The sequence below is a fragment of the Sulfuricaulis sp. genome, from assembly GCF_049587675.1.
Lineage (GTDB): Bacteria > Pseudomonadota > Gammaproteobacteria > Acidiferrobacterales > Sulfurifustaceae > Sulfuricaulis.
Genome location: NZ_JBAVEJ010000148.1, coordinates 1 through 1,796, shown reverse-complemented (window position 1 = coordinate 1,796; position 1,796 = coordinate 1). Strand labels below are relative to the sequence as shown.

Annotated in this window: 3 protein-coding genes; all 3 read right to left on the bottom strand. The window is 60.9% G+C overall.

The genetic code is table 11. The annotated features are described in order from the left end of the window. Positions 1-384 (bottom strand): NAD(P)-binding domain-containing protein (locus tag WB402_RS07720; protein WP_424206579.1); only part of this gene is annotated, 384 nt, incomplete at its 3' end. Positions 385-475: 91 nt separating this feature from the next. Next, entirely contained in the window at positions 476-634 is a 159-nt protein-coding gene (locus tag WB402_RS07715; protein ID WP_424206577.1) for a DUF2934 domain-containing protein, read from the bottom strand. A 276-nt stretch (positions 635-910) separates the two neighbouring features. Next, positions 911-1,796 (bottom strand): F0F1 ATP synthase subunit gamma (locus WB402_RS07710; RefSeq protein ID WP_424206575.1); only part of this gene is annotated, 886 nt, incomplete at its 5' end.

Below are 1,796 nucleotides of genomic sequence, written 5' to 3'. Positions count from 1 at the left end.
GAATTGAATGCCTTTCGGCGTCAGGTTGCGGGCGCGCACGTCGGTATCTTTGAAGTAGGAGTTGCCGCCGTCAATGATGAGATCGCCCGGTTGGAGGTGCGCGAGCAGATCGTTGATGACCGAATCCACCGGAGCGCCGGCGGGCACGAGCATCATGACCGCGCGCGGTCGGCGGAGCATGCCGATGAACTCCTTGATATCCGCCGCGCCGCGGATGTCCCGGTCCTCCGCCTCCTGGCGAAGCGCCGCCACCTTGGCCGCATCCTTGTCGTAGCCGGCCACGGAATTTCCGTGGTCGGCCATGTTCAGCAAGAGATTGCGCCCCATGACGCCCAACCCGACCATGCCGATCTCATATTGTTGTTGTGGTTGCTTATTGGCCATGGTTTTGTCTCCAGAGTGGTTTGCGGAACTTGGTGGAATCGGATTTCCTGTTTATTTATTCATCCATGGCAGCCGCGTTGTTCGAGTATGTTTATTGATGGGGTTCGTCTTTCCGAATCTCCCGCTCCGCCTGCCCCCAGTCCTGAACCGTTCGACCGTCCTGGCGTCCCCGCTGTTCGTATCGTTCGCAGGCACGCTTGGCGATCTGCAGCGTCGCATCGACAGGTTCCCTGGCCAACAGGGGCGCCATAAACAGCCCTCAAACCGAGATCAACGTCGCCCGCACGCCGGACACCTTGTTAGCCGCAACGCAAGCCCCTACCCGCTGCCCCAGATGGCCAAGCCCCGGGTGACCTCACCCCTCGCCACCGCCCTGGCCAGGGGCACCACAAAAACCGGGCAGTCATCTCCTGTAACCAACTCAGGGCGATGAAGTCCGGTACCTCATATCCGAGGGTTTTAAGGGTCGCAGTCAGTTGCACTTACCACTCAACCCCACCATGTTCTGCAGCTAGGCCAATGCGCATCATTTCTCCTCTACGCTCAACGCTTCGAAGTCGGAGATGACTTCGAACAGTTCCTCGTCGATTCCACTCTGGCGCAAACGATGGAATGTCCTGTTTAGGTCCTCCAGCAATTCGCCGATGTTTTTGTCGGCGCGTTGCATCGCCGCCAGGCGGCTAGCGTTCTCGCTCGCGAGGGATTCGGCGCACGCCCGGAAGAGCGAAACGAAAAGATATTCGCGGATGAGCGCCCGCAAGGTCGCGGTGCCGCCACCCAGGACCTCGGGCAAGTTTCGCGTCGGCCAAGGAAGTTCGGCCAGCTTGCGCCGCCAGTTTTCGTCCAGCGGCAGCAGTCGCTGACTGACGGGCGCATAAACCGCCCCGGACGTGGGACGGTTGTAGAAGAGGTGGAGTTCGGTGACTTTATCCTGACTGCGGTGCGTCTCGCTCTCAACGAGAATCTGCCCGACAAGCGGGGTGATGGCCTTGACGGAATTCGGCACGGTGAAGAGTCCTATCAACGGCAGTCCCGCATCGGCAAGGCGAGCATGAACGCGCTCACCGACGGCCCAGAACTCGGCCCTGGCCGGCAGAGCCGCCAGCGTCTTGACCGCATAATCGGCCACCACTTCATTAAACTGACCCACCAGTCCCTGGTCTGAACCGAACACGACCGCGCCAATCGCACCCGCAACTGTTTGTCTTTCCCGTTCTGCAATCAAGGGCTCCCGCCCGCTTTCCCGGAGGCATGCGCGCAACCCCAGATCCACAGTGCGAGAGTAGTCGGCCAACGCGCGCACCGAGTTCTCGTATTGTCCGATGCTCGAGGCGGCCACGGCCTTCATCGTGCGGACAACGGATTGGAGATCCCCGGCTCCGCCGATCTTCCGGCGCAGACTCTCCGTGGTA